The following is a 24,859-nucleotide window of genomic DNA, read 5'->3' as shown; positions in this document are numbered from 1 at the left end:
GGAACTGATGATCACGCGTAAATGGCACACCGTCGCTGAGGTGGCGGAGATGCTGGGTTACGGACTGTCGAAGACAAAGATGCTGGTGGCCACCGGGCGGATTCAATCCGTCAAGGACGGTCATAACCGGCGGATTCTCCCTGAATGGGTTGATCAGTACATCAATGATCGAGTGGCGGAGGCTGCCTGATGACTGGGAAGGCACGCGCTGACGGGGAAGGCTCGATTTACCCCCACCGCAACGGTTTCGCCGCCTACGTGTGGGTCACGACTCCTAGCGGGGAGAGGAAGCGCAAGTACGTCTACGGGAAGACGCGCGAGGAAGTTCACGACAAGTGGCTGAAGCTGCATCAGGAAGCAAAGAAGGGGCCTGTCGCGACTCGGGTTCCGAACTTGGGGCCGTACCTGAACTACTGGCTTGAGGAAGTCATCCGGCCGAACCGGGCACCCAAGACGTACGTGAACTACGAGCTTTTCGTTCGGCTGTACATCGCTCCGTTCCTGGGAGACAAGCGTCTCGACCGTCTGCAACTTCGTGAGGCGCAGAAGTGGGTCAACAAGTTGCCTTCGGTGTGCCAGTGCTGTGCACAGGGGAAGGATGCTCGTAGGTCGCGGGCCAAGCAGCGGTGTTGCGCGCTCGGGCGATGCTGCGAGCAAGCACCGTCAGGTCGCACGATCAAAGACATTCGGGACTGTCTGCGTAGCGCGTTGAACTACGCGTGCCGCGAAGAGTTGATCAGTCGCAACGTGGTGGCGCTCGTGACCCTGCCGACTCTCCGGAAGCCGAAGCGGCAACGGTGGTCCAGTGATGAAGCTCGGAAGTTCCTTGAGTCGGCCAAGGCGGAGAACGACCCGCTGTACGCGGCGTATGCCCTCGTCCTGATCATGGGCATGCGTGAGGGTGAAGTGCTCGGCCTCCCGGATGAGGCGATCAACTTCGAAACGTCGGAGCTGGATATCTCCTGGCAGTTGCAGAGGGTCCAGAAGAAGCTTCTGCATCGCCAGACGAAGACACCGACGTCTGACGACACCATGCCCCTGATCGACATTGTCACAGCGGCGTTGAAGCTGCGGCTGGAGCGTCGGGGCCGGGACAAGGAGAAGGCTGACGCTTGGCTGGACAGCGGGCTCGTGTTCACGACCGAGCACGGCACGCCGATCGAGCCGCGTAACTTCCTCCGGTCGTGGGCGACGCGATGCAGGAAGGCGGGTGTTCGGTACATCACCGTGCACGACGGTCGCCGCTCCTGCGGGTCGTTGCTGGCGGATCTCGACGTGCACCCTCGGGTCGCGATGCGGATTCTCCGGCACGCTCAGTTCGCGGTCACGATGGAGATCTACACCGAGATTTCGTCGGACCAGACGCGGGCGGCGCTCAAGAAACTCGGAGACAGCTTGCAATGACCTGCTGCTGTACTTTGCTGCTGTACGGGTAGCAAAAAGGCCCTTCCCGATTCCCTGGGAAGGGCCTTTGAGCTGCTGTGGAGCTGAGGGGAATCGAACCCCTGACCTTCTCGATGCGAACGAGACGCGCTACCAACTGCGCTACAGCCCCTGGTGAATCTTGCCCCTCATTGGGAGCTCCATGAGCCTATCAGTGGCTCATGGAGCCCTGAACAAGGGGGGTCACTCTCCGGAGGCTCGGCGGAAAGGCCTGGTCCCGGGCTCGTCGAGCTCGTGGAAGGCCGGGTCCTCGTCGTCGAGGTCGACGACGACGGCTTGGCGCCGCAGGCGGGACATCGGGGACGGCTTGCGTTCCACGACGGCCGGGCGTTCGGTGGCGACGACCTCGATGTCCTCAGGGGACTCGTGGGTTTCGTCGTCCTCGACCGCCGGGCGGCGCGGGGCGCGGGTGCTGTTGAAGCGGGCGAGGCGGCGCTGCCGGATCTCGTTCTCGATGCGGACCTGGCGGCGCAGGTACACGAGGTAGCCGATGAGGACGGCGTCGACGACACCGTTGGCCCACCAGACCGTCGGGGTCAGGAAGCCGGCGACGGCCGCGGTGGTGACCACCAGCACCAGGAGGGCGATGACGATCCGCTGCCGGAACGCGTACTTGGCGCGCGCGGCGATGTCGGCCGCCTCCGGGTCGAATCCGCCCCGGCCTGGCCGGTAGCCGGTGCTTTGGCGTTCTCTTTCGGGCCGGGCCGTGCGCGAGGGCTGGGGAAGCGGCTCGGCCTCCGGTGCCTCGTCTTCGAGGTCGGCGTCGAGTTCCGCCTCGAGTTCCGCCAGGTCGTCTTCTACCGATGGTTCCGTGTTCTCCGCCATCGCGAACTCCTCCGGTCCCTCGTGGCGTGTGCTCCCGCTCCGCACGACTCGCGCCGCCAAGGCCGAGTCCGTCGTCCGTGCGACCTGCTGGCGCTTGCGGGCGACCATGGGCACGAGAACGACGAGCCATGCCGCTGCGAGCGCGACGATGATCACCGAACTGGGCATCTCCCGTCACCTCCCCCGATCCACTGCTGTAGTCACGCTAGCCACAACAGTCACACACGCCGCGCAGACTCGCCGGTTCCGATCACGGAAAATGCATCACCAAATTAGGTGAATCTCACAGCTTGTGGTAACGCGGTCACCGGAACGACCCGGTAACGGGGTCAAACGCGCTCCGCGAGGCCCTTCGCGACGAGCCGCGAGACCAGTCCGTCACCGGTCTCCTCCTTGGTGACGGCGTAGCAGAAATGGTCCCGCCAGCCGCCCGCGACATCGAGGTAGCGCTCGAAAAGTCCCTCTCGCCGATAGCCCGATTTGGCGAGAACCCGCAGGCTGGGGGTGTTTTCGGGGCGGACGGTCGCCTCGAGCCGGTGCAGCCCGCCGAAATCGAAGACATGGTCGGTGACGAGGGCGACGGCGCCGGTCGCGACGCCGCCGCGGACGATGTCCGACGACACCCAGTAGCCGATCCAGGCGGATCGGAGCGACGCCCGGATGACGTTACCCACAGTGATCTGTCCGGCGAAGCGTCCATCCACCGTGATGGTGAACGGGAGGCATTGCCCGCGCCGGGCGAGGCCACGTAATGCCAGCCATTGGGACGGCCATGACCAATACGCGTTGCGCTCCGGCCACGGCCCGACGCCGGTCGGTTCCCACATTTCGAGGTGCTCGCGGTCCCGCAGCCGGACGCGGCTCCAGTCGCCGGCGTCTCGCAGCCGGACCGGCCGGACGGCGAGGATCCCGGCGGGCACCCGGAGCGGGCCCAGCTTCGCGGGCCAGCCCGGATGCCTGCTCTCGATCGGATACGCGACGCCGGAAATCGGTGCGCCCATTACGCCCGCTGGGCCAGGAAGGTCACCTTGACCTGCTCGCCCGCGGCGACCTCGGTGAGGTCTTCGTCGATGTTGATCAGGCAGTTCGCCTCGGCGAGCGACGCGAGCAGATGCGCGCCGGAGGTGCCGAGTGGCTGCACCAGGTACTCGCCGTTGCCCTCGTCGCGCAGCAGCTGGCCGCGCAGGAAACCCTTGCGTCCCTTGGTCGAGGTGATCGGGGAGAGCAGCCGCGCGCCGACGATCCGGCGGTGCGGGTTGCGGGTGCCGCGCGCGGCGCGGATCAGCGGGCGGACCAGGACCTCGAACACGACCAGCGCGCTCATCGGATTGCCGGGGATGAGGAACGTCGGCACCGAATCGGGGCCGAGCCTGCCGAAACCCTGCACGGAACCGGGGTGCATGGCGACGCGGGTCATGTCGATGTGGCCGAGGTCCGACAGCGCCGCGTGCACCTCGTCGCCCGCGCTGCCGCCGGCGCCGCCCGCGACGACCACGATCTCCGACATCAGCAGGCGGCCTTCGACGACCTCTCGCAGGCGTTTCGGGTCGCCGGGGACGATGCCGACGCGGCTCACCTCGGCGCCCGCGTCCCGCGCGGCCGCGGACAGCGCGTAGGAGTTGACGTCGTAGACCTGCCCGACCGACGGGGTGCGGTCGATGTCGACCAGTTCGTCGCCCACGGACACGATCGACACCCGGGGCCGCGGGTAGACCAGGACCTTCGCCCTGCCGACCGCGGCGAGCAGGCCGACCTGGGCCGAGCCGATGGTGTCGCCCTTGCGCACGGCGACGTCGCCGATCTGCACGTCCTCGCCGGTCCGGCGCACGTAGGCCGCCGACGGCACGGATTTGTGCACGGTGACCTTGGCCTGGTGGCCGTCGGTGTAGGCGGTCGGGACGACGGCGTCGGCGAGCGTCGGCAGCGGCGCTCCGGTGTCGACCCGCACGGCCTGGCCGGGCTGCAACCGCCGCGGCTGGCGGGAACCGGCGGCGATCTCGCCGACCACCGGCAGCTGCACCGGCTCCTGGCCCGCGGTGCGGACGTCGACGCTTCGTACCGCGTAGCCGTCGACGGCGGCCTGGTCGAAACCGGGCAGCGCGTGTTCGGCGACGACCTCTTCGGCGCACAGGAGGCCCTGGGCCTCGGAGATGGCGACCCGGACCGGGCGCGGGCGCACCGCGGCGTCCAGGGTCAGCGCGATCTGATCCTCGACGGAACGGAACTGTCCCGCGTCTTCGGTCTCGGCCGCTTCGGCGATGGGCTCCGTCATGACTGGGGGATCTCGATCCGTTCGTTCGACCAGGCACGCGATGTGGGCCCGTCGGTGAACTGAAGTTCACCACCGTTACCAGGAGTGATGCGGTCCGAAGCCGCGGAAATCGCCCGATCGGGCAAGCTCCTCGTGGTCCGTGCCGCCGGGGTGGTCGCTGCGCCTGTCATAGGCGTGAAGCCTAACCTGACCACGTGGGCGAGCCCGGCAATGAACACCTGAGCAAAGCGGAGTGGCGTTCCCGGATAACCGCCGAACGACGTTCGCAGGTGTCGGAAGTGTGGGCGCGGGAGGCGGTGGCGCTCGCCGCCGCGGCCTCCCGGCTGCCGGGCGAGGTCGTGTGCGCCTACGTACCCTTCGGTACCGAACCGGGTTCGACGGCACTGCTTGATCAACTTCTCGATCAAGGGAAACGCGTGCTGCTGCCGATCGTCCCCGACACGCCGGGGCCGCTGGAGTGGGCCGCGTTCGAGGGCCCGTCGAGTCTCGGGCCCGGCAGGCTGCGGGGACTGCTCGAACCGACGGGGCGCCGCCTCGGTCCCGACACGCTGGGAACGGCCGATCTGGTGCTGATCCCCGCGCTCGCCGTCGACGACGAAGGGGTCCGGCTCGGCAGGGGCGCCGGGTACTACGACCGGTCGCTCTCCTTCGCCGCGTCGGGTGCCGCGCTGATCGCCGTCGTCCGGGACGCCGAACTCGTGCGTGAATTGCCCGCGGAACCGCATGACGTCCGCATGACCGGGGTACTGACCCCGGAGCACGGCCTGGCGCCGCGACCGGTAATAGACTGACGCCTGTTCGCGGAGCTGAGACGTAGCCGGGAAAATGACCCTGAGCGTGAACCCGCCCCGGCCGCAGGCCCCGCTATCGCGGTGGCAGGGCGCCCTGCTCGTCACCGTGACAGGTATGACGAGGCCGCGTCCTGCCGACGTCGATCGCGGACGCGGGTTCACCAACGGCACTGACGCCCCGACGCAGTGGTTCAGAAAGGGCACAATGAGCTCTGACGCGCACCTGTCCGATCAGTTCGCCGAAACGCTGTCGAAAATGCGTTCCGCGGGGGCCCACGCCATGGAGCTGGCCGCTCTGCGGCGGCGTCTCGAGCAGCTGTCCGAACCCGGCGCCGGTCAATTGCCGGGAAACGAGCTCGAACCGCTCGATGACATCAGCAGGCTCGTCGACCTGCCCGAGCCGGAGGCCGAAGAAGCGCGCCGGGTGCTGAACCGCACCGCCGTGCTGAAGCTCAACGGCGGGCTGGGCACGAGCATGGGGCTCACCGGGCCGAAGTCGCTGCTGGAGATCAAGCCGGGCAAGACGTTCCTCGACGTCATCGCCATGCAGGTGCTTTCGACCCGCGAGAAGTACGGCGCGCGGCTCCCGCTGATCCTGATGAATTCGGCGGGCACCCGCGAACCTTCGCTGGAGTTGCTGAAGAAGTATCCCGATCTCGCCGACGACGTCATCCCGGCCGACTTCCTGCAGGGCCGCGAACCGAAGATCACCGCCGACGGGCGGCCCGCCGAATGGCCGTCGAACCCCGAACTCGAATGGTGCCCGCCGGGACACGGCGACATCTACATCGCGCTCGCGGTGAGCGGGATGCTCGAAACGCTGCTGACGGAGGGCATCCGCTGGTGTTTCGTGTCCAACGCCGACAACCTCGGCGCGCTGCCGGACGCGCGGATCGCCGCGTGGCTCGCGACCGAGGACATCCCGTTCGCGATGGAGACCGTGCTCGGCACCGCGGCCGACCGCAAGGGCGGGCACCTCGCGCGGCGCGCGGGCCGGATCGTCCTGCGTGAATCCGCGCAGGTCCCCGACGGCGACGACTCGTTCGGCGATGTCGGCAAATGGCGGTTCTACAACACCAACAACATCTGGATCGACCTCGAACGCCTGAAAGCCCTCCAGGACGCCGACCCGGCCGCGCCGCATCTGCCGCTGATCGTGAACCGGAAGACCGTCGATCCGGCGGACGCGGCCAGCACCCCGGTGATCCAGCTCGAAACGGCGATGGGCGCGGCGATCGGCTCCGTCGAGGGCGCGCGGGCCATCGAAATCCCGCGGACCCGGTTCGCGCCGGTCAAGACCACCGACGACCTGCTCGTCGTCCGGTCCGACGCGTACGTGCTCGACGAGAGCGGGGAGATGATCCCGGAGTTCACCACCACCCCGCCGGTCGTGTCGCTGAGCAAGGAGTTCTACAAGCTCCTGCCGGACTTCGACGCGCGTATCCCTTCCGCGCCTTCGCTCAAGGACTGCACGAGCCTCGCCGTGGACGGTGACGTCACCTTCGGGAAGGGCGTCGTCGTCCGTGGCGACGTGAAGATCACCGGGCCGAAAGCCGTTCCGGACGGCGAAATCCTCTAGTCTCGCCGGGCGATGAACACGTACTCACGTCCTGGGCGATCCGGGGCGTCCCGGACGTCCAGGACGCGAAAGCCGTGCTCCGCCAGCAAGGGTTCCAGTTCTTCGCGTTCGCGGAACCACAGCGTCGAGTCCGAGGTGACGACCTCGCCGTCGGAGAACCGGTAGCTGTACCGGAACGACACGAACGGGAGGTTCACCTCGGTGACCTCACGCCATTGCTCGACCTCGCCGACGCCGGGGACGTCGACGACGTCGTGCGCGGTGTCGGCGGCCCAGTCCTCCCACACGCGGCGACCGGGGCGCCGGATCTCGAAGACCAGGTGACCGCCGGGCACCAGCGCGGTGCGGATACCTTCGAGCGTCCGGCGCCATTCGCCGTCGGTCAGGAAGACCTGGGCCACGTTCCCGGTCATCACCGCGAGATCGGCGCAGGCGTCACCCACCGCTTTCGCGTCGCCGTGGATCCAGGTGATCTTCCCTTCCGGGTCTTTGGCCTTCGCGACCTCCAGTGACGCCTCCGCGGGATCGACTCCCACGACCTCCATCCCGCGTGCGGCAAGGAGAACGGCCAGGCAGCCGGTGCCGCAGCCGACGTCGAGCACTCTCTTCGCCCCGAGTTCGCCGATGATGCCGAGGTAGTGCTCCAGATCGTCGCGAGCGCCGTCGAAGGCGTCGTAGATCGGTGCGAGCCGGGCGTGGGCGAAGAGCGCGTCAGGCATTCGGCGACGATAGTTCCGGGACGCGTTCGCGGGCCACGGATTTACGGTCACGCCGCCAGGCCCGTTCGCCCAGCACCGCCAGGAAGGCGGGCAGCAGCACGCCGCGGATCAGGGTGGCGTCGATCAGGACGGCGACCGCCATCCCGACGCCCATCATCTTGTACTCGATCGCGCTCAACGTGATGAAGACGCTGAACACGCCGACCATGATCACCGCCGCCCCGCTGACCACCCCCGCGCTCGTGCCGGTGCCGCGGACGATCGCGGTGACGGCGCCTTCGGCCCGCCGTTCGCGGATCCGGCTGAGGATGAAGATGTGGTAGTCCATGCTCAGCCCGAGCAGCAGGACGAACATGAACATCGGCAGCCAGCCCACCACCCCGCCGTACGGGGTGAAGCCCAGCAGGGAAGCGAAATGGCCGTCCTGGAAGATCCAGGTGAGCACGCCGTAGGCCGCGCCGATCGACAGCAGGTTCAGCACGATCGACACCAGCGCCACCGGCACGGATCGGAAAGCCCGCAGCAGCAACAAGAACGCCGCGAGCAGGACGAACCCGAAGACCAGCGGCATCCGCTCGATCACCCGGTCGGCGAAATCGCGGGCGCTCGCCGTGCGGCCCGACACCGCGAACTCGACACCGTCCACCTTGCCGACCGTCTCCGGGAGTACTTCGGTGCGCAGTTTCGCGAGCGCGGCGTCGGCTTCCGCGTCGCGGCCCGCGCCGGACAGCGGGACACGGACGACCACGGCCTGGTCGACGCCTCCGACGGCGATCGGCTTGTTCAGCACACCGGAGGATTCGCCGATCCGCCGTTCGAGATCCGTGATCGCCGCTCGTAGCGCCGGGCTGTCGACCGGGCCGCCGCGCTCGGCCGTCAGTACCACCGTGGCGGGGTAAACGACTCCCGGAAAGGCTTCCTGGGTGCGGACAGCGGCGTCGATCGTCGCCATCGAGCGCGGCAGGCTCTCCGCCGGCGTCGGATCCTGCAGGCGCATGCCGAGCGCGGGCAGCGTGAGCAGGAGGAGCAGCGCGGACGCGAGCCCGCCCCACAACGCCGGCCGCCGGGTGACCACGCGAGCCGTCGCGGACCAGAACCGCGAGTTCTCCGCGGCGGTGCGCCGCTCGCCCAGCCAGGGAATCCGCCCGCGATCGACCTTGCCGCCCAGCAGGGAGAGCAGCGCCGGCAGCACGGTGACCGCGCCGAGCACGGCCAGCCCGACCACGAACGCCGTGCTGATCGCGAGCCCGGTGAAGTTGTCGAGACCGGTGAACACCAGCCCGCCCACGCACAGGACGACCGTGACGCCGGAGACGACCACGACATGCCCGGAGGTCCGCGCCGCGATGAGGATCGCGCCGTCGACGGAGTGGCCCCGCGCGCGTTCTTCCCGTTGCCGCCTGAGGAAGAACAGCGAATAGTCGACGCCCACCGCCATTCCGATGAGCAGGGTGATCACCGTCGTCGCGCCGTTGATCGGGGTGAAGTCGTCGACGACGGAGAGGAAGCCGAACGTCGCCGCGACACTCGTGCCCGCCAGCAGCAGCGGGACCGACGCGGCGACCAGCGCTCCGAAGACGATCAGCAGGATCACCAGGGTCAGCGGCAGGGAAAGCAGTTCCGAACGTTTGACGTCCTCCCGGATGCCCTTGTCGACCACGGACGACAGGCTGAGATCCCCGGACAGGCCCAGCCGGACCGAGGGATGCCGGGCGGCGACCGCGTCCACCATCGCGGTCGCGGTCTCGAAGTTCGGGCGGATGTCCTTCGCTCCGCCCGCGATCGCGAAGCCGACGAGCCCGGACGCGCCGTCGGCCGAGATCCGCTCGGCGCCGTCGGCGTCCAGCGGCGAGCGGAGGTCGGTGACGGCGCCGGACCCGGTGAGCGTGGTGATCAGGTCTTCGTTCGCCCGCCGGAGTTCTTCGTTCGCGGCGAACGGCGGTGAGCCGGGCTCCTTCGCCGCGACGAGGACGTTCTCGCGTAAGGGATCGAAGGTGCTTTGCGCGTTCATCGCGGTCTGCGCGCGGCCGGACTCGCCGGGATCGGTGCTGCGGCGGCTTTCGCCGTCGAGCAGCATTCCCGACAGCAGGGCGACGACCACGAGGGCGACCCAGCCGGCGAGGGTGAACGCGCGATGCCGCAGGGACCACGCGGCGATCTTTTCGGGCAGCATGAACTACAGTCCTTTACGTGAAGGAGTGAGATGCCTCGGGCGAGGTTTTTGCTTCTTCTTTCCTGGGCCGCCGAGTTGCCGCTCGGCGGCCCAGGGTCTTTCACCGGCCGGTCAGTCGACCTCCTTGAGAATCCGCTCGACCGTGCCCACGCTCTTCCGCAGATCCGCGAGGCGTCCGTCGAGTTCGGTGAGTTTGCGTTCGGTCTCTTCCTGCGCCTGGACGGCCTTCTCGGCGAGCCTGCGGTATTCCTGTTCGCGCGCGAGCGCGCCCTTGGCCCGGATGGTCGCGCCGAACTGCCACACGACCACCGTGATCACCACGGTGAGGAACACGAAGATGCCGATCAGCCCGGCGACCTCCTGCCATTGATGCCAGTTCACGCTCGTTCCCCCTCGTCACCCGGTGCCGGTGTGCTGAGCGTCGGCGCCGCGGCGGCGATGGTGTCCGGGCTCAGCTCGACCAGGAACGGTTTCACCTCGTAGAACTTCATCGCCTTCCCGTCCTCCGACAGCTCCAATGTGGCCGAAACGAGCCCGGCCGCCTCCAGTTTGCGCAGGTGGAGCTGCAACAGTGCCCGGCTGATGCCGAGCTCTCGCGCCAGCTGGCTGACATACGCGCGTTCCGCGCGCAGCGCCGCGACGATCCGCAGCCGGTGCGGATTCGCCAGCGCCCCCAGCAGCCGCAGCAGCTCGTCGCCGGACGGTCCGGTGGCGGTCATGCCGAGCTCCTGTACATGCCAAAGAAATCTAGCAGGTGCTCGCTTCGTCTACCAGGTGCTCGAGCCAGACGTTCGGTTCGACGTAGACGCCGACGTCCAGCGCCGAGGAGGCGAGCACCGGCGCGATCCCGCCCGGCACGGTCGTGAGGCCGTCCCGGAGGTCGGCGCCGGTCCACGCCTTCCACTGGGCGAAGGTGCCAGTGACCGTCATAGCGAACGGCGCCACTTTCACGAACCGCGCGCCGAGCCGTTCATGCGTGCGCAGCCACGGATCCTCCGGCAGCCCGTCCGCGCGACGGCGGACGATGTAGTCCTCAAAGGACAGTCCTGGTTCGTTCTCCTTCCCGGCCGGGCGGACCGGTACGACGAGGTTGCGCATTCCTGTTTCCGAGGCGCGCTTTTTCAGTGCCTGCAACGCTTTCGCGGCCAGGCCGCCGCCACGGCGGCCTGGCGCGACCAGCACTTCGAGTGCGACCAGCGTCTTCGTCTCACGGGTGCTCATCAGATCTTCCGCGGCCCAGATCAGGGCGGCGTCCCAGCCGTGGTCCGGCAGTTCCGGGCGTTCGGCCGTGGGGAAACCGACCGGGACGGCGGCGGTTCTCGCCACCGGTACGCCGTCTTCCAGCAGCACGAGGAAGTATTCCGGCCAGCGGGCGGCCAGGTGGGACGACTTCGCCAGCAGGCCTGCCAGGCCGTGCCGGAGGAATTCGCCGCCGACACCGCCGAGGGCGAGCGCGGGCTCGCGCAAATCGGGCCGGGTGGCCAGGTCTTCGATCACGATCATGTCCTCAGTAGACCCGAGGACACGCGATTCTCACGAGGTGGATTTTCGCCATGCGAGCGGAGCGCGGGGCGGGCGACAGGGCGCATGCCTGTCCTTGCTGTGGCTGTCTCACGGTGGGCGAGCGCGGCGCGTACGAAATCTGCCCTGTCTGCTTCTGGAAGGACGACGGGCAGGATGATCACGACGCGGACGTCGTCCGAGGCGGCCCCAACGGGCGCCTGTCGCTTACGGTGGCTCGGTTGAACTTCGATCTTCACGGTGCCTGCGAAGAGGCGCATATTCACCATGTCCGGCCGCCGGAACCGGACGAGATCCCTCCCGGCGGGAGCGCTGACTAGCGCACGGGCAGCGCGCGGCGCCGTCCGGTGATACCGGTGGTGTTGAGGTTGGCGCGCTCGCCGGCGGAGTGCCCGTCGAGGTAGCCGCTGCCGGACAAGCGCCTCGGCGGCGCCGAGCGCAGGTCTCCGTACTGCTCGTCGTACGCCTGCTTGACCATCGCCGTCCGGTCCTGGATCACGAGTTCGGCCGAACGGTGGCCGGCCGCGGCCGGATGGGTCCGGGCGGCGGTGTCCTCGCTGTTGCGGAGCCGTTCGTAGACCGCGCCGGAGAACCCGTGCAGCCAGGTTCGCCGGTACGCCGCCAGCGATTCGCCCGCGAACACCCGGTTCTCCGGGCGTACTCGGGTCAGCTGGGTGGTCGCCTGCAGCAGCAGGCTCGTGTACAGCAGTTCCGTGCGTTCCAGATCGGAGCGGAAACCGAACACCGTCACCGCGGTGACCGACTGGCCGAGCCGGTGCAGCAGGGCCCGGCAGCGCAGCGGATGCGCGATGTTCGTGAGCAGTCCCGCCTTGTCCCGGCTGTACGGGTTGTCGAGCGGGATCATGATCTGGGTGATCTCGTCCGCGGTCGCCCCGGAGGCGGCCAGGAGTGCCTGATCGATGCCGTACCGGGCGATCAGTTCGGCGGCCTTGGTGTTGTACGACTCGGCTTCGGCCTCGGTGACCGCCGGGTCCTCCGCCTTCGCGAGGAGTTTCCGGACGCGCGCGAGCAGCGTGTCATGGTCGGGCATGGCCCTCCTTCCTGATTGGGTTGGAGCGGATCAATCTAGGAGAGAGGTCCGACAATATTCGGGTGAGCTGTCGCCGATCCCGGCAAGGGGGCACTATGGCGGTCGACGTGTCGGTGGTCGGTTCCGGCCCGAACGGGCTCGCGGCCGCGGTCCTGCTGGTCAGAGCGGGGCTGACGGTCGAAGTACACGAGGCGGCGGAGGAGATCGGCGGCGGGACGCGCACGGCTTCGCTGTTCGAAGACGAAGTCCGGCACGATATCTGCGCCACCGGGCATCCGCTGGCCGCGGCGTCCCCGTTCTTCCGCTGGTTCGATCTCGCCGCGCACGGCGTCGATCTCCTGCGGCCGGAGATCGCGTACGCGCATCCTCTGGACGGTGGCCGGGCCGGGCTCGCTTACGAAGATCTCGACCGGACCTGTGACGCACTCGGCGCGGACGGCCCCCGGTGGCGCCGCCTGCTGGGGCCGCTGGCCGAACACAGCCGCGAGCTGGCCGAAATCCTGCTCGGGGACCTTCGCCGTCCTCCCCGCGATCCTCGGGTCGCCGCCCTTCTCCCGGCCAGGATCGCGATGCTCGCCGCCGGTCTGGAACGCCGCCTGTTCACCGGCCCGGAAGCGCCCGCCCTCCTCGCCGGAGTCTCCGCGCACGTGATGGGCCGTCAACCTTCGCTCGCGGCGGCAGGCGCGACTCTCCTGCTCGGCCACTTGGCGCACTCGACCGGCTGGCCGATCGCCCGCGGCGGCAGCCAGGCCATCACCGAGGCGCTCGCCGCCGATATCCGCGCGCGGGGCGGGCGGATCCACACCGGCAGCCGGATCACCGATCTGCGGCAACTCGCGACGTCGCGCACGGTGATCCTCGACGTCGCCCCGCGCGGTTTCCTGGAAATCGCGCGCGATCTGCTGCCGCCGAGATACCGGAAGGCGCTGGAGTCCTACCGCTACGGACCAGGCGTGGCGAAGGTGGATTTCCTGGTTTCCGAACCGGTTCCGTGGGCGGTGCCGGAGGTCGGCAAGGCGGGCACCGTCCATCTCGGAGGCACGCGGGACGAGGTGTACGCCGCCGAAAACGCCGTCGCGCGCGGGGAAGATCCGGACGACCGGTTCGTGCTCGTGTCGGATCCGATGGCGCTCGACCCGTCCCGCGGGCTGCCGGGCAAGCGGCCGGTGTGGGCGTATTGCCATGTGCCGCAAGGGGATCCGCGAGACGCCACGGAGCTGGTCCGGCGGCGGATCGAACGGTTCGCGCCCGGATTCTCCGACACGGTCCTGGCGAGCCGCTGTCTCACCGCGCCGGAACTCGAGGCGTACAACGCGAACTATCCCGGCGGCGATGTCGCCGCCGGCGCGGTGGATCTGCGGCAGGTGCTCGGACGCCCGGTCGCCCGGTGGAATCCGCATCGGACCCCGCTCGGCGGTGTCTTCCTGTGTTCGGCGGCGACGGCGCCGGGGCCCGGTGTGCATGGGATGGGCGGCTGGCATGCCGCGAAATCCCTACTGGGCAAGGACTTCCCGGTTCAGCCCAGATAGGCGTCGAGGGTGACGGCCAGCGCCCTTTCCGGTGAGGGCGCGAAGCTCGCGCCCGCCAGCCCGCCCCAGAGCCACAGCTGGGCGAGGCCGTGCAGCGACGCCCACAGCGAGGACGCGAGCAGCCGCGGATCGGTCGCGGGATGCCAGCCGCCTTCCTGCAGTTCGGCGACCATCGCGGCGAAGAAGTCGAACACCGCGCTGCTGACCCGCGTGAGTTCGGGATCGTCCGCGTCGATGAGGTCGCGGCGGAACATCAGCTCGAACATCGCCGGGTTGGCCAGCGCGAAATCGAGGTAGCCGTGGCAGGCCGCGATGAGCCGTTCGCGTGGTGTCCCGTCCGGCAGGCCGGTGCCGCGATCGAGCAGATCGGTGTAGCCGCGAGTGGCGACCGCCGAGAGCAGTGCCGCGCGGCCGGGGAAATGCCGCAGCGGCGCACCATGCGATACGCCGGCGGCCTTGGCGATCCCGCGCAGCGTCACGGCGCCGACACCTTCTTCGGCCAGCAGGTTCGCCGCGGTGTCGATCAGGCGGGTTCGGGCGCCCACGACCGGGTCTCCTCGTGGACGGGCAGGAGCTCGGGGCGCTTCGGCAGGAAACCGTCGCCCGGCTGACGGCCGATGAGCCGGTTGCGGAACCGGCTGACCGCCACCGGGAGGACCTCTCGCGTCAGCCACCGCAGATCCGCGCGCAGGCCGGGGCGTCCCGCCGATCCGGGCAGCGGGGCGAGCCAGGCCGGGTCGTGGGAGACGCCGAGCCTGCCGAGGACGTGCCCGGCCAGGCGTCGATGGCCTTGCTCGGACAGGTGCAGCCGATCCGGGCCGAAGTAGCGGGAATCGTGCGCGGCGTCGTCCGGCCAGAGGTCGACGAGGGTCGCGCCGTAGCTGACGGACGCCTCGCGGACGGCGTCGTTCAGCGCGGTGAGGCGGGGGCGCATGCGGTGGCCCATCGGCATGCGATGGGAGATGTCGCTGAGGGTGAAGGTGACGACCACCGGCGCGATCTCGGTGCAGGCACGGATGGCCGTGTCGACCCGGCGGGCGACCGAGCGCGCGTCCCAGCCTCGGCTCATCACGTCGTTGCCGCCGCCGAACAAGGCGATCAGATCCGGCTGGAGCCTGCTCGCCGGCGGGGTCTGTTCGGCGTGGATCTGGTCGAGCCTGCGGCCGCGGACCGCGAGATTGGCGTAGCGGAAACCGGGCTCTTCGTCGGCGAGGCGTGCCGCGACTAAGTCGGCCCAGCCGCGGTAGAAGCCGCCCGACGGATGGGGATCGGCCAGCCCTTCGGCGCAGCTGTCGCCGAGCGCGACGAAACGTTGGTAGCCCATCCAGATCTCCGTAACCACGAGTTCACCTTGTGGACACTGTCTATCAAACTGATGTAGACGCTGTCTACTCCGCCCTGGCCTGGCAGGCTCGGGTCATGATCGACGACGTCGCGAAAGAGTGCTTGCACAGCGAACTGCGAGAGGTCCGCCAGGTGTTGCTCCGGAAGCTCGACGGGCTGGGCGAGTACGAGATCCGCCGTCCCCTGACCCGGACCGGAACCAACCTCCTCGGCTTGGTGAAGCACCTGGCGCTCTGGGAGTCCCGGTACTTCGGCGAGGTCTTCGACCGGCCGTGCCCCGAGCCCCTGTCCCGCTGGGACGACCTCGGGCAACGCGGCACCGACCTGTGGGCCACCGAGCACGAGACCCGTGAGGAGATCGCCGACCGCTACCGGCGTGCCTGGGCGCACTCCGACGCGACTATCGCGGCTCTGGCCCTTGACGCGCCCGGTCACGTGCCCTGGTGGCCGCGACCAAGGGTGACGCTGTTCGCCGTCCTGGTCCACATGCTCACCGAGACCAGCCGTCACGCCGGGCACGCCGACATCCTGCGCGAACAACTGGACGGCTCGACCGAGGCGGCCACCGGGCAGCGCGACGAGGCCTTCTGGGAAGCCCGGCGCGACCGGATCGAGCAAGCAGCCGTCAAGTACGCCCGGACAGAACGCGGGCTCGATGGGTGAAGGCGACAGCGCGCCGGGGATCGCCGTCCGGGAGGACCCGGCAGAGCGCGTCGACGATCTCCAGGTCGTCGGCTCCGCTGGGGGTCTCCCAGTACGACCACAGCGCCGCCGCGTCCCCGCTGCCGAGCACGACCCGGCGGACCGACGCGGTGACCGACTCGCGCTCTTCACGCACGGCCGGCGACTCCGATTCGGGCAGCAGCGGCCCGCGGAACGCGTTCGCGGCCCCGGCGACGTCGCCTCGTTTGAGCGCCGCGCGGACACACAGGAAGTCGGCGTCGACCTCGGCGGAAAGCCGGTACGGCCGCGTCTGCACGATGTCGGACCCGAGTTGTGTCCGCAGCCGGTGGATCTCCGCGCGAACGGTCACCGGATTGCCGCTCTCGCCGTAGAGCAACAGGGCCAGGCGCTCCGCCGAGAGGCCGCCCGGGTGCAGGGCGAGCAGCGTGAGGATCTCCGCGTGCCGCAGCGTGAACGGCACCTCGCGACCGTCCACTGTGGTCGATGGCGGCCCGTCGGTGAGGAACTCCAGCGCGAGCCGCGGACGCCTCGACGGTCCCCGGTTCCGCAAGCGCAGCAGGTAACCCTCGCTCAACGGCTCCACCGTGCCGAGCCGTCCGTCGGGCAGGGTGACCGCGCCGCCGCCGGGCCGGATGTCCACAGTGGAGGGAAGATCGCCGCAGGCTTCGGCCGCCAGCACGCGTCCCTTCGCCGAAAGCAGGGCACCTGGCGCGCCGCGCAACGCCTCCAGATGGGTCATGTTCGCGGCGCGCAACCGCTCATCGCGCATCGCGAGCCGGGCCCGCAACTGGCCCTCGGCGAGCTGCGCGGCCGCCGTGACCAGCGCGAGCATCGCGGGGTGGACCGTCCGCAGCGGGCCGCTGACGTCGATCGACCCGAGCAGCGCGCCGGTCTCCGGATCGCGCACGGGCGCGGCCGCGCAGGTCCAGCCGTGATAGGTGCGCACCAGGTGCTCGGCCGAGTAGATCTGCACCGGTTCCCCGGTGGCGAGCGTGGTGCCCATCGCGTTCGTCCCGATGACGTCTTCACTCCATCGGGTGCCCTCGGCGAGCATCACACCGTCCGCGCGCCGCAGCACGTCCGCTGCCCCCTCGCGCCACAGGATGTGCCCGGCCGCGTCGGTCACGATCATCATGTGCTCGGCGTCGTCGGCGATGCTCACCAGCGTCTGCCGCAGGATCGGCAGCACCGGCGCCAGCGGATGCTCGTCCCGCAGGCCGCTCACCTCACCGGAATCGTAGACCAGCGGCGCGACGCCCTTGTCCGGGTCGACGCGCGCGGCGAGCGAGCGATTCCACGAAGCCGACACGATCGACCTGGGGGAACGCGGCGCGGGAACACCGGAGAGGACGGCGTCGTGGACGTCCTTCAGCAGCCGCGCGTACGCCTGAGGGTCACGCGGCGACGCTTCACCTCCGGGCAGCTCCGCCACGTTTCCGAGAGTAGGTGACCGCGCTCACTTCGTTGCAACGTGCGTGCAACCTCACCCGCCCTAGCTTCGCCGTCATCCGTCACCCCTAGCGATGAGGCAGGAAAGATGGCCAAGTACGCGGCACCGAACACCGAAGGCAGCGTCGTCAGCTACGAGTCGCGCTACGACCACTACATCGGAGGCGAGTACGTACCGCCCGCGAGCGGTCAGTACTTCGAGAACCCCACCCCGGTGACCGGACAGGTGTTCACCGAGGTCGCCCGCGGCACCGCCGCCGACATCGACCGCGCGCTCGACGCGGCCGAAGGCGCGGCCGCGGCCTGGGGCCGGACGTCGGTGGACGAGCGGTCGAACGTGCTGCTCCGGATCGCCGACCGGATGGAACAGAACCTCGAGGCGATCGCCGTCGCCGAATCGTGGGAGAACGGCAAACCGGTCCGCGAGACCCTCGCCGCCGACATCCCCCTCGCGATCGACCACTTCCGCTACTTCGCCGGCGCACTGCGCGCCCAGGAGGGCGGCATCTCCCAGCTCGACGACAACACCGTCGCCTACCACTTCCACGAGCCGCTCGGCGTCGTCGGCCAGATCATCCCGTGGAACTTCCCGCTGCTGATGGCGGTCTGGAAGCTCGCGCCCGCGCTCGCCGCGGGCAACGCGATCGTGCTCAAACCCGCCGAGCAGACCCCGGCGTCGATCCACCTGCTGATGTCGCTCATCGGCGATCTGATCCCGCCGGGCGTGCTGAACATCGTCAACGGCTTCGGCGTCGAGGCGGGCAAGCCGCTCGCGTCGAGCAACCGCGTACGGAAGGTCGCCTTCACCGGCGAGACCACCACCGGACGGCTGATCCTGCAGTACGCCAGCGAGAACATCATCCCGGTCACCGTCGAACTCGGCGGCAAGAGCCCGAACATCTTCTTCGACGACGTCGCCGCGGCCAACGACGCGTTCTACGACAAGGCGCAGGAAGGGTTCGCGCTCTTCGCGCTGAACCAGGGCGAGGTCTGCACCTGCCCGTCGCGGGCACTGATCCAGTCCGGTATCTACGACCGGTTCCTCGGCGACGCCGTCGAGCGGGTCAAGAAGATCAAACAGGGTCACCCGCTCGACACCGAGACGCAGATCGGCGCGCAGGCCTCCAATGACCAGCTGGAGAAGATCCTTTCCTACATCGACATCGGGCAGAAGGAAGGCGCGAAGATCCTCACCGGTGGCGAGCGCAGCGACCTCGGCGGCGAACTGTCCGGCGGCTACTACGTGCAGCCGACGGTCTTCGAGGGCGACAACAAGATGCGGATCTTCCAGGAGGAGATCTTCGGCCCGGTCGTCTCGGTGGCGAAGTTCGACGATTACGCCGACGCGTTGAAGATCGCCAACGACACGCTGTACGGCCTCGGCGCCGGTGTCTGGTCGCGCGACGGCAACACCGCCTACCGCGCCGGCCGCGACATCCAGGCGGGCCGGGTGTGGGTCAACAACTACCACGCGTACCCGGCGCACGCGGCCTTCGGCGGCTACAAGGCGTCCGGGATCGGGCGCGAGAACCACAAGATGATGCTCGACCACTACCAGCAGACCAAGAACATGCTGGTGTCCTATTCGGACAGTGCGCTCGGGTTCTTCTGATGGTCGAGCGGGTCGGCTTGACACCGGCCGCCGCGGATCTGCTGCGGCGGCTGGTGTCTCACCACGGGCCGGTGATGTTCCACCAGTCCGGCGGATGCTGCGACGGGAGCGCCCCGATGTGCTACCCGGCGGGCGAATTCCGCACCGGGGCGTCCGACGTCCACCTTGGCGACCTGAGCGTCGAGGGCGTCGACGACGTTCCGGTGTGGATGTCGGGCCCTCAGTTCGAGTACTGGAAGCACACGCATCTGACCATCGACGTAGTTCCGGGCCGGGGGAGCGGCTTCTCCTTGGAGGCGCCCGAAGGGGTCCGTTTCCTGGTCCGGTCCCGCTTGTTCAGCGACGAGGAGTCGGCTGGGCTGAACGGCCCAGCAACGCGATGAGCCGTGCGCCCGGTCCGGCGTCCGGCGGTGCCTCGACAGCGTGGTCGAAGGCGCCGCCGGGCCCGCGTACCGGCATCACGTCGGGGTAGCGGCTCGCCACCTTCAACGCGGCCGTCGCGAGTTCGTCGTCCCAGTGGTGTTCACGGCCCAGGGCGGTATTGAGGTCCCAGTCGTGGGTGAGGGTGTCGACGAACAGCACGGCCAAGACGTTCTTTCCCGGGAGCGGGCCGAAGTTCCCGAAGTCGAAGGTCTTCTCCAGCGCTTGGGAATCGAAGGCCGCGAGGAACTCGGCGGAACTCTCTTCGTAGGACCTGGCGAGGTCGTCGTCGGCCGACGGCCGGGTCTTCATCGGGTGGCCGGTCGCCTGCGCGGTGCGGGAATCGTGCCCCTCGATCAGGTGTTTCACGATGTCGCGGACGGTCCACTCGGCGCAGGGGGTCGAGCGGTCCCAGTCGTCCGCGCCGATTCCGGCGATCGTGGTCCCGGCGGCGCGATGTGCCCTTGTCGTGAGCGTGATGAGATCCATGGCCGCAATGTATACGAACGATCGTGCTATCTTCTAGAGTGTGAGCACTCTCGAAGTGAACGAGGTCTTCGTCGGGCGGCCGTCGGTGCTGGGGGTCAAGCGTGACGTCCCGGTGTACAGCGCCATCGCGAAGTCGCGGGTGGAAGCGCAGTCCCTGAAGCTGGACGAGATCAACCTGGTCGGCGACGACCAAGCGGATCGGACCGTCCATGGCGGTGTCGACAAAGCGGTTTACGTCTACCCGGCGACGCACTACGCGGCGTGGGCCGAGCAGGGCTTCCCGGTGGTCGCGGGTGACTTCGGGGAGAACGTGTCGGTGACGGGTGCCGATGAGTACGACGTGCGCGTCGGTGACGTCTGGGCTTGGGGAGACGCGCTGGTCCAGGTGTCGCAGCCGCGCACGCCGTGCTTCAAGCTCGCGATGAAGACCGGGCGCAAGGACGTCATCCCGGCCATGATCGATTCCGGGCGCAGCGGCTGGTACCTGCGGGTGCTCCGGACGGGCGAGGTGCCCACTTCGGGGCGCATGACGCTCGAAGAACGCGATCCGGTGAATCCGACGATCGCCGAGGTCTACGTCGCGTCGTTCACCAACGTCGCCCAGCTGGAGGGCGACCGCCGCGACGCGTACTGGTCGCTGCTGGACCGGGTGCTCGCGGCGCCGGCGCTTTCCCGGCAGTACCGTGACGGCCTGGAATCGGCGAAGAGGCGGCGAGAGGAACGGAATGCCGGTTGACGGCCGGGTGGCCCGCGGTGACGCGACGAGGCGGATCGTGCTCCGGCGCGCCGTCGACATCGCGTCCGTCGAAGGGCTCGACGGGTTGTCCCTCGGCAGGCTCGCCACCGAACTGGAATTGAGCAAATCCGGGGTGTTCGCGTTGTTCGGTTCCAAGGAGGAACTGCAGCTCGCGGCGGTCGAGACGGCGAGCGCGATCTTCGCGGAGAACGTCGTCGAGCCGACACTGCGCGTCGAGCAGGGGATCGCGCGGTTGCGCGCGCTGTGCGCGAACTGGCTCGACTACTCGGAACGCCGGGTGTTCCCGGGCGGCTGTTTCTTCTTCAACACCGGCGCCGAGTTCGACGCGCGGACCGGCAGGGTCCACGACGCGGTCGCGAACGCGAGCCGCGCCTTCGCCCAGTTCATCCGGTCCACCGTCGTCGAGGCGCGGAAGGCGGGGCACCTGCGGGAGTCCGTCGACGTGAACCGGCTGGCGTTCGAACTGAACGCGCTCGGGCGGGCCGCGAACGCCGACTCGGTGATGTTCGGGGACGCGGAGCCCTACGCGCTGGCCCGGGCCGCCATCACCGCTCGCCTCGACGCCGCGGCCATGCAATGAAAGGTCCCTTCCTCGCAAAATTTGCCAGGAAGGGACCTTTCCTGGCGCGCTACTTCCAGTCAACCTGCGTGGACCGGTAGAAGTCGATGCCCTGCTGAACCCAGCGCGGGCTCTGCTTCGCCAGCCGGAGCCGGTAGGCGTCCCAGGTCCGGGATTCCTTCGGTGACCAGCCGATCTCGGCGTAGCCCGGCAGCCTCGGGAACGCCATGAATTCGATGTGGTCACTGGTGATCAGCGTTTCCGACCACAGCGGGGCCTCGACGCCGATGACGTTCTTCTCCGGCACACCCTGCAGATACGTGGCCGGATCCCAGTCGTAACCGGTCTTGACCTCGATCAGCCCGGCCCAGCTCAGCCCGAGCGGCGTCTGCGGGTGGTACTTCATGTCCAGGTACGCCTTGTTCGCGGGCGACATCAGGATCTTGTTGCCGCGCGCCGCCGCTTCGGCCACGTGGGCGTCCGTGCCGGTCGTGCCCCAGAACTGCGGAACGGCCGAAACCGGCGGTTTCGTCTTGGCGATGTCGTGCCAGCCGGTGATCGTCTTGCCGTACTTCGCGACGATCGGATGCACCTTCGTGGCGAAGGTCTCGTAGTCCTCCGGCGTGGTCGAGTGGGCTTCGTCGCCACCGATGTTGATGTACTTGCCGGGGGTGATCGCCGACAGTTCGCGGATGACGTCGTCGACGAACTTGTAGGTGATGTCCTTGCCGATGCACAGCGAGCTGTAGCCGACCTCGATGTCCGTGCGCGGCGGCACCGCCTTGCCGTCACAGTTCAGCTCGGCGTAGGAGTGCTGCGCCGCGTTGGTGTGCCCCGGCATGTCGATCTCGGGAACGATCGTGATGTGCCGCGAAGCCGCGTAGCGCACCAGGTCCTTGTACTGCTCTTGCGTGTAGTAGCCGCCGGGAGCGCCGCCGACGGCCGTCTGGCCGCCCACGGTCGCCAGCTTCGGCCAGCTCTTGATCTCGATCCGCCAGCCCTGGTCGTCGGTCAGGTGCAGGTGGAGGGTGTTGATCTTGTACTGCGCGATCTGGTCGATGTAGAGCTTGACCTGCGCCGGCGTGAAGAAGTGGCGGGCGACGTCGAGCATCGCGCCGCGGTAGCCGAAGCGCGGGTAGTCGAGCACCGTGCCGCCCGAAATCACCCATGACCGCTTCTGGACGGTCTTCGCCTCGATAGCCGAGGGGAACAGCTGGCGCAGTGTCTGCACTCCGAGGAACAGGCCCTCGTCGGTGTTCGCCTTCAGCGTCACGCCGGACGAGGAGACCTTGAGCTGGTAGCCCTCGGTGCCCACGCGGCTGCTCGCGTGGCCGGTCTCGAGCGAGATGGCGGGGCCGCCGCCACGGTGACCGCTGACGACGGGCAACCGGTAGCCGGTGGCGGGCCGGAGCAGGCCTGCCAGGTACTCGGCGACCTGCTTGCCTTCGCGGTCGGTGCGGATGACGGTGGCGGGATTGAGCCGGAAGTTCGCGCGAGGATCGGGCTTCGCGTCGACGGGCGCGGGGACGACGTCGGTGACGGTCCGTTCCGCTTTCGCGTGCTGCCCGGCGCTCGCCGTCGCGGGCAGGCCGAGCGTCACGAGACTCAGGACCGCCACGCCGAGCACGGTTCTGGACAGGCGTTTACTCATGGAGCACCTCCGGTCGGATAACTGGAGACTCTCTTCCCCGAGAAGGTATAGACCAATAGGGCAAACACGACAACACCCGATCGGACCAGTACGCCGTACCGATCACCGGTCACTCGCCGCGCAGAACCGCTTTCAGGGCATCGAGAACACTCGCGTCTTCGATCGTCGAAGGCACCTGCTCGTCGCGGCCGTCGGCGATCCCGCGCATGGTCTTGCGCAGGATCTTCCCGGACCGCGTCTTCGGCAACGCGTCCACAATGGACACGTCACGGAACGCCGCGACCGGGCCGATGTCACGGCGTACCAGCGCGACCAACTCGGCCTTGAGCGTTTCCGCGCCGACGTCGGTGCCCGATTTCAGCACCACGAAACCACGCGGAAGCTGCCCCTTCAGCTGGTCCCGGACCCCGATCACCGCGCATTCGGCGACGGCGGGGTGCGATGCCAGCACGGCCTCCATCGAGCCGGTCGAAAGCCGGTGGCCCGCGACGTTGATGACGTCGTCGGTGCGGCCCATGACGAACAAGTAGCCGTCTTCGTCGACGTATCCGGAGTCACCCGTCAGGTAGTGGCCTTCGTACCGCGAAAGGTACGCCTCGCGATACCGCTCGTCGTCCTGCCACAACGTGGGCAGCGATCCCGGCGGGAGCGGCAGCTTGATGGCGATGGCGCCTTCCCGCCCGGCGGGGAGTGGGTCGCCGGCCTGGTCCAGGATCCGCACGTCCCAGCCCGGCACCGGTTTCGTCGCGGAACCGGGTTTGACCGGCATCGGCTCCAGCCCGCGCGGATTCGCCGCGATCGGCCAGCCGGTCTCGGTCTGCCACCAGTGATCGATCACCGGTACACCGAGTTTGCCGTGCGCCCAGTGATAGGTCTCCGGATCGAGCCGTTCACCGGCCATGAACAACGTCTTGAACCCGCCGAGCTGGTATTTCCCGATTTCGGTCGCGTCCGGATCGACCTTCTTGATCGCCCGCAACGCCGTCGGCGCGGTGAACAACGCCTTCACCCCGTGGTCGGCGATGACCCGCCAGAACGCGCCCGCGTCCGGGGTATTTGTCGGTTTGCCCTCGTACATGATCGTGGTCGCCCCGATGAGGAGCGGCGCGTACACGATGTAGGAATGGCCGACGACCCAGCCGACGTCGGACGCCGTCCACCAGACGTCGTCGGGCCGGATGTCGTAGATCGCGCCCATCGACCAGGCCAGCGCGACCGCATGTCCGCCCGTATCGCGCACGACGCCCTTCGGCTTACCCGTCGTGCCGGAGGTGTACAGGATGTACAGCGGGTCGGTGGCCGCGACCGGTACCGGGTCGGCGGGTGAGGCCTTCGCGACGAGTTCGGTCCAGTCGGCGTCGCGTTCGCCCAGTTCGGCTCGAGCACGCTCGCGCTGCAGCACCACGACCTTGTCCGGTTGATGGACGGTGCCCGCGAGCGCCTCGTCGATGATCGGCTTGTACTCGACGATCCGCGTCGGCTCGATTCCGCACGAGGCGGCCACGATGACCTTGGGTTTCGCGTCCTCGATCCGCGCCGCGAGCTCCTTGGGCGCGAAGCCGCCGAAAACGACCGAGTGCACCGCGCCGAGCCGGGCGCACGCCAGCATCGCGACCGCGGCCTCGGGGACCATCGGCATGTACACGATGACGCGGTCGCCCTTCCCGACGCCGAGCGAGGCGAGCGCGCCGGCGAAGCGCGCGACGTCGTCCAGCAGTTCCGAGTAGGTGAACCGGCGTACCGAATCGGTCACGGGAGAATCCCAGATCAGCGCGGTCCGCTCGCCGCGGCCGTCCCGCACGTGCCGGTCGAGCGCGTTGAACGCGGTGTTCAGCTCCCCGTCCGGGAACCAGCGGTAGAAGGGCGCCTTCGACGCGTCGAGCGCCCGCGTCGGCTGACGGGTCCAGTCGATCGCCTGCGCGGCTTCGAGCCAGAAATCCTCCGGGTCTTCGAGGCTCCGCTGGTACGACTCGGCGTGCATCGAATGCTCC

Annotated in this window: 26 protein-coding genes and 1 tRNA gene; 11 read left to right on the top strand and 16 right to left on the bottom strand. The window is 68.7% G+C overall.

The features are described 5' to 3' along the window. Positions 1-7: 7 nt before the first annotated feature. Both AC069I_RS13305 and AC069I_RS13300 read left to right on the top strand, forming a co-directional pair. A complete protein-coding gene (locus AC069I_RS13305; RefSeq protein ID WP_409490661.1) occupies positions 8-190 on the top strand; it encodes an excisionase family DNA-binding protein in 183 nt (60 codons plus the stop codon). Continuing rightward, a complete protein-coding gene (locus AC069I_RS13300) occupies positions 190-1,404 on the top strand; it encodes a site-specific integrase (RefSeq protein WP_478265509.1) in 1,215 nt (404 codons plus the stop codon). Before AC069I_RS13305 ends, AC069I_RS13300 begins: the two co-directional genes overlap by 1 nt. Positions 1,405-1,482: 78 nt before the next feature. Here AC069I_RS13300 and AC069I_RS13295 read toward each other — a convergent pair. The 4 genes from AC069I_RS13295 to glp all read right to left on the bottom strand — a co-directional run bounded on the left by AC069I_RS13295 (position 1,483) and on the right by glp (position 4,540). Beyond that, positions 1,483-1,555 (bottom strand) — tRNA-Ala (locus AC069I_RS13295). A 71-nt stretch (positions 1,556-1,626) separates the two neighbouring features. Then, a complete protein-coding gene (gene sepX, locus AC069I_RS13290; RefSeq protein WP_478225472.1) occupies positions 1,627-2,436 on the bottom strand; it encodes a divisome protein SepX/GlpR in 810 nt (269 codons plus the stop codon). 161 nt (positions 2,437-2,597) lie between these two features. Further along, on the bottom strand, positions 2,598-3,269 hold the full coding sequence (locus AC069I_RS13285; RefSeq protein WP_340686968.1) for a GNAT family N-acetyltransferase: 672 nt from the start codon (positions 3,267-3,269) through the stop codon (positions 2,598-2,600). Further along, entirely contained in the window at positions 3,269-4,540 is a 1,272-nt protein-coding gene (glp, locus tag AC069I_RS13280; protein ID WP_126736878.1) for a molybdotransferase-like divisome protein Glp, read from the bottom strand. Before glp ends, AC069I_RS13285 begins: the two co-directional genes overlap by 1 nt. 218 nt (positions 4,541-4,758) lie before the next feature. On the opposite strand from glp, the gene AC069I_RS13275 reads away from it, so the two are divergent. After that, the gene (locus AC069I_RS13275; RefSeq protein WP_478265664.1) at positions 4,759-5,331 is read left to right on the top strand and encodes a 5-formyltetrahydrofolate cyclo-ligase; all 573 of its coding nucleotides are present in this window, start codon (positions 4,759-4,761) and stop codon (positions 5,329-5,331) included. Between the two features lie 205 nt (positions 5,332-5,536). Next, positions 5,537-6,910, top strand: a complete 1,374-nt coding sequence (locus AC069I_RS13270; protein WP_478265508.1) for a UTP--glucose-1-phosphate uridylyltransferase — start codon at positions 5,537-5,539, stop codon at positions 6,908-6,910. Here AC069I_RS13270 and AC069I_RS13265 read toward each other — a convergent pair. From AC069I_RS13265 to AC069I_RS13245, 5 genes are all read right to left on the bottom strand, one after another. Next, on the bottom strand, positions 6,907-7,629 hold the full coding sequence (locus tag AC069I_RS13265) for a class I SAM-dependent methyltransferase (protein ID WP_478234846.1): 723 nt from the start codon (positions 7,627-7,629) through the stop codon (positions 6,907-6,909). The genes AC069I_RS13270 and AC069I_RS13265 overlap by 4 nt on opposite strands. Then, positions 7,622-9,802, bottom strand: a complete 2,181-nt coding sequence (locus tag AC069I_RS13260) for an MMPL family transporter (RefSeq protein WP_478265507.1) — start codon at positions 9,800-9,802, stop codon at positions 7,622-7,624. Before AC069I_RS13260 ends, AC069I_RS13265 begins: the two co-directional genes overlap by 8 nt. Before the next feature lie 111 nt (positions 9,803-9,913). Continuing rightward, positions 9,914-10,183: a hypothetical protein gene (locus AC069I_RS13255; protein WP_478225478.1), complete on the bottom strand. Its 270-nt coding sequence runs from the start codon at positions 10,181-10,183 to the stop codon at positions 9,914-9,916. After that, on the bottom strand, positions 10,180-10,521 hold the full coding sequence (locus AC069I_RS13250) for an ArsR/SmtB family transcription factor (protein ID WP_478225479.1): 342 nt from the start codon (positions 10,519-10,521) through the stop codon (positions 10,180-10,182). Before AC069I_RS13250 ends, AC069I_RS13255 begins: the two co-directional genes overlap by 4 nt. 28 nt (positions 10,522-10,549) lie before the next feature. After that, positions 10,550-11,305, bottom strand: coding sequence for a GNAT family N-acetyltransferase (locus AC069I_RS13245; RefSeq protein ID WP_478225480.1), 756 nt, complete (start codon positions 11,303-11,305; stop codon positions 10,550-10,552). Positions 11,306-11,355: 50 nt separating this feature from the next. Between AC069I_RS13245 and AC069I_RS13240 the strand changes: the two genes are divergently transcribed. Beyond that, on the top strand, positions 11,356-11,643 hold the full coding sequence (locus tag AC069I_RS13240; protein WP_478225481.1) for a CPCC family cysteine-rich protein: 288 nt from the start codon (positions 11,356-11,358) through the stop codon (positions 11,641-11,643). Here AC069I_RS13240 and AC069I_RS13235 read toward each other — a convergent pair. Continuing rightward, complete coding sequence (locus AC069I_RS13235) at positions 11,640-12,374, bottom strand: DUF2786 domain-containing protein (protein ID WP_219148241.1); 735 nt, start codon at positions 12,372-12,374, stop codon at positions 11,640-11,642. The two genes, AC069I_RS13240 and AC069I_RS13235, sit on opposite strands and share 4 nt — an antisense overlap. Before the next feature lie 95 nt (positions 12,375-12,469). Between AC069I_RS13235 and AC069I_RS13230 the strand changes: the two genes are divergently transcribed. Beyond that, positions 12,470-13,903, top strand: coding sequence for a phytoene desaturase family protein (locus AC069I_RS13230; protein WP_478265506.1), 1,434 nt, complete (start codon positions 12,470-12,472; stop codon positions 13,901-13,903). Here AC069I_RS13230 and AC069I_RS13225 read toward each other — a convergent pair. Together AC069I_RS13225 and AC069I_RS13220 are read right to left on the bottom strand one after the other, a co-directional pair. Then, positions 13,891-14,448 carry a TetR/AcrR family transcriptional regulator gene (locus AC069I_RS13225; protein WP_478225483.1) on the bottom strand — a complete coding sequence of 186 codons (558 nt, stop codon included), beginning with the start codon at positions 14,446-14,448 and terminating at the stop codon, positions 13,891-13,893. The genes AC069I_RS13230 and AC069I_RS13225 overlap by 13 nt on opposite strands. Next, a complete protein-coding gene (locus AC069I_RS13220) occupies positions 14,427-15,227 on the bottom strand; it encodes an SGNH/GDSL hydrolase family protein (protein ID WP_478265663.1) in 801 nt (266 codons plus the stop codon). The genes AC069I_RS13225 and AC069I_RS13220 overlap by 22 nt, the downstream gene beginning before the upstream one ends. A gap of 95 nt (positions 15,228-15,322) precedes the next feature. On the opposite strand from AC069I_RS13220, the gene AC069I_RS13215 reads away from it, so the two are divergent. Beyond that, a complete protein-coding gene (locus AC069I_RS13215; RefSeq protein ID WP_478225484.1) occupies positions 15,323-15,910 on the top strand; it encodes a DinB family protein in 588 nt (195 codons plus the stop codon). Here AC069I_RS13215 and AC069I_RS13210 read toward each other — a convergent pair. Next, complete coding sequence (locus AC069I_RS13210; RefSeq protein ID WP_478265505.1) at positions 15,873-17,363, bottom strand: GAF domain-containing protein; 1,491 nt, start codon at positions 17,361-17,363, stop codon at positions 15,873-15,875. The genes AC069I_RS13215 and AC069I_RS13210 overlap by 38 nt on opposite strands. A gap of 105 nt (positions 17,364-17,468) precedes the next feature. Here AC069I_RS13210 and exaC point away from each other — a divergent pair, with 105 nt between their 5' ends. Beyond that, entirely contained in the window at positions 17,469-18,992 is a 1,524-nt protein-coding gene (gene exaC, locus AC069I_RS13205; RefSeq protein ID WP_478265504.1) for an acetaldehyde dehydrogenase ExaC, read from the top strand. Next, positions 18,992-19,375, top strand: coding sequence for a DUF779 domain-containing protein (locus AC069I_RS13200; protein WP_478225487.1), 384 nt, complete (start codon positions 18,992-18,994; stop codon positions 19,373-19,375). Before exaC ends, AC069I_RS13200 begins: the two co-directional genes overlap by 1 nt. On the opposite strand, the gene AC069I_RS13195 is transcribed toward AC069I_RS13200, so the two are convergent. Beyond that, positions 19,329-19,901, bottom strand: coding sequence for a TIGR03086 family metal-binding protein (locus tag AC069I_RS13195; RefSeq protein WP_478265503.1), 573 nt, complete (start codon positions 19,899-19,901; stop codon positions 19,329-19,331). The two genes, AC069I_RS13200 and AC069I_RS13195, sit on opposite strands and share 47 nt — an antisense overlap. A gap of 40 nt (positions 19,902-19,941) precedes the next feature. Here AC069I_RS13195 and AC069I_RS13190 point away from each other — a divergent pair, with 40 nt between their 5' ends. Both AC069I_RS13190 and AC069I_RS13185 read left to right on the top strand, forming a co-directional pair. Then, on the top strand, positions 19,942-20,637 hold the full coding sequence (locus tag AC069I_RS13190; protein ID WP_478265502.1) for an MOSC domain-containing protein: 696 nt from the start codon (positions 19,942-19,944) through the stop codon (positions 20,635-20,637). Beyond that, positions 20,627-21,238, top strand: coding sequence for a TetR/AcrR family transcriptional regulator (locus tag AC069I_RS13185; protein WP_478225490.1), 612 nt, complete (start codon positions 20,627-20,629; stop codon positions 21,236-21,238). The genes AC069I_RS13190 and AC069I_RS13185 overlap by 11 nt, the downstream gene beginning before the upstream one ends. Positions 21,239-21,287: 49 nt before the next feature. Here AC069I_RS13185 and AC069I_RS13180 read toward each other — a convergent pair whose 3' ends face one another. Both AC069I_RS13180 and AC069I_RS13175 read right to left on the bottom strand, forming a co-directional pair. Further along, on the bottom strand, positions 21,288-22,868 hold the full coding sequence (locus tag AC069I_RS13180) for a family 20 glycosylhydrolase (protein ID WP_478265501.1): 1,581 nt from the start codon (positions 22,866-22,868) through the stop codon (positions 21,288-21,290). Between the two features lie 109 nt (positions 22,869-22,977). Beyond that, positions 22,978-24,849 (bottom strand): propionyl-CoA synthetase, encoded by a 1,872-nt coding sequence (locus AC069I_RS13175; protein ID WP_478225492.1) that lies wholly within the window; start codon positions 24,847-24,849, stop codon positions 22,978-22,980. Between the last annotated feature and the right edge of the window lie 10 nt (positions 24,850-24,859).

Source organism: Amycolatopsis sp. NPDC043885 (assembly GCF_056435685.1).
The sequence above is the reverse complement of the archived record's forward strand: the minus strand, read 5'-3'. Positions and strand labels throughout refer to the sequence as shown.

Bases quoted from the DNA above. Each gene is read 5' to 3' on its own strand.
- AC069I_RS13185 (WP_478225490.1), top strand. From the start codon at position 20,627: ATGCCGGTTGACGGCCGGGTGGCCCGCGGTGACGCGACGAGGCGGATC.
- AC069I_RS13265 (WP_478234846.1), bottom strand. From the start codon at position 7,629: ATGCCTGACGCGCTCTTCGCCCACGCCCGGCTCGCACCGATCTACGAC.
- AC069I_RS13235 (WP_219148241.1), bottom strand. From the start codon at position 12,374: ATGCCCGACCATGACACGCTGCTCGCGCGCGTCCGGAAACTCCTCGCG.
- sepX (WP_478225472.1), bottom strand. From the start codon at position 2,436: ATGCCCAGTTCGGTGATCATCGTCGCGCTCGCAGCGGCATGGCTCGTC.
- AC069I_RS13250 (WP_478225479.1), bottom strand. From the start codon at position 10,521: ATGACCGCCACCGGACCGTCCGGCGACGAGCTGCTGCGGCTGCTGGGG.
- AC069I_RS13285 (WP_340686968.1), bottom strand. From the start codon at position 3,269: ATGGGCGCACCGATTTCCGGCGTCGCGTATCCGATCGAGAGCAGGCAT.
- AC069I_RS13200 (WP_478225487.1), top strand. From the start codon at position 18,992: ATGGTCGAGCGGGTCGGCTTGACACCGGCCGCCGCGGATCTGCTGCGG.
- AC069I_RS13195 (WP_478265503.1), bottom strand. From the start codon at position 19,901: ATGGATCTCATCACGCTCACGACAAGGGCACATCGCGCCGCCGGGACC.
- AC069I_RS13220 (WP_478265663.1), bottom strand. From the start codon at position 15,227: ATGGGCTACCAACGTTTCGTCGCGCTCGGCGACAGCTGCGCCGAAGGG.
- AC069I_RS13245 (WP_478225480.1), bottom strand. From the start codon at position 11,305: ATGATCGTGATCGAAGACCTGGCCACCCGGCCCGATTTGCGCGAGCCC.
- AC069I_RS13270 (WP_478265508.1), top strand. From the start codon at position 5,537: ATGAGCTCTGACGCGCACCTGTCCGATCAGTTCGCCGAAACGCTGTCG.
- AC069I_RS13175 (WP_478225492.1), bottom strand. From the start codon at position 24,849: ATGCACGCCGAGTCGTACCAGCGGAGCCTCGAAGACCCGGAGGATTTC.
- exaC (WP_478265504.1), top strand. From the start codon at position 17,469: ATGGCCAAGTACGCGGCACCGAACACCGAAGGCAGCGTCGTCAGCTAC.
- AC069I_RS13230 (WP_478265506.1), top strand. From the start codon at position 12,470: ATGGCGGTCGACGTGTCGGTGGTCGGTTCCGGCCCGAACGGGCTCGCG.
- AC069I_RS13240 (WP_478225481.1), top strand. From the start codon at position 11,356: ATGCGAGCGGAGCGCGGGGCGGGCGACAGGGCGCATGCCTGTCCTTGC.
- AC069I_RS13215 (WP_478225484.1), top strand. From the start codon at position 15,323: ATGATCGACGACGTCGCGAAAGAGTGCTTGCACAGCGAACTGCGAGAG.
- AC069I_RS13260 (WP_478265507.1), bottom strand. From the start codon at position 9,802: ATGCTGCCCGAAAAGATCGCCGCGTGGTCCCTGCGGCATCGCGCGTTC.
- AC069I_RS13180 (WP_478265501.1), bottom strand. From the start codon at position 22,868: ATGAGTAAACGCCTGTCCAGAACCGTGCTCGGCGTGGCGGTCCTGAGT.
- glp (WP_126736878.1), bottom strand. From the start codon at position 4,540: ATGACGGAGCCCATCGCCGAAGCGGCCGAGACCGAAGACGCGGGACAG.
- AC069I_RS13305 (WP_409490661.1), top strand. From the start codon at position 8: ATGATCACGCGTAAATGGCACACCGTCGCTGAGGTGGCGGAGATGCTG.
- AC069I_RS13300 (WP_478265509.1), top strand. From the start codon at position 190: ATGACTGGGAAGGCACGCGCTGACGGGGAAGGCTCGATTTACCCCCAC.